This window comes from Leptospira bourretii, assembly GCF_004770145.1.
Lineage (GTDB): Bacteria > Spirochaetota > Leptospiria > Leptospirales > Leptospiraceae > Leptospira_A > Leptospira_A bourretii.
Window position 1 is genome coordinate 1 of record NZ_RQFW01000004.1, and the last position, 658, is coordinate 658.

Consider the following 658-nt stretch of genomic DNA (forward strand, 5'->3'; position numbering starts at 1 on the left):
CCAAAACTGGACAGATGATTTGTCCCCAGAAGATACAACAAGTCTTGCCAATTGGTTGAATACCAATGGTTATGAGTCAAATCTTATGGGTGCTCTCACCAAAGCAGCCAGAATGGATTATCTTCTAAGATCCTACTCCGGTGAAAACATTGAAGAATACATAACTTCCGCAGGTAATAAACTGGGAAGTCCTGTCACAGAAGAAGAAAAACAATCTATTTTACTCAGCCAAGCCGGTCTTTATGACCCAACACATGCCAATGGAATTGATCCATTTTTTACCATCCAACAAGGGGTGTTTCTAAATTCTTATTCTTATAAAACTGGTTTCTCAGAACTGGCTCTTTCTTTAAAAGAAGAGAGTGTGAAACTTGCAGTTGCTAGTATTGGATACAAAGCAGAAGAAGATAAGAAAAAATTAGCTTGGGACATTTCCAACAAAGTAGTCAAAGTAGAATCTTACTTAAGTTATACGCAAATTACCCAAGCGGGACAGGCAACACCAACAGAAAGTGTACAAGTTACGAACCGCCTGAGAGAGTTAGAATTCCAAGCAGAACACCGTTTAGGAAATTTTTTATCCATCATAGAAGAGTATAACAGTTATTCTTATGATACAACCAAAGAAGACCAAAACCCATCTCTCAAAGTATTATTA

Annotated in this window: 1 protein-coding gene; it reads left to right on the plus strand. The window is 37.5% G+C overall.

The genetic code is table 11. The annotated features are described in order from the left end of the window. Positions 1–658, plus strand: a 658-nt coding sequence (locus EHQ47_RS19640; RefSeq protein ID WP_167483248.1) for a hypothetical protein, incomplete at both ends; no start/stop codon positions are given.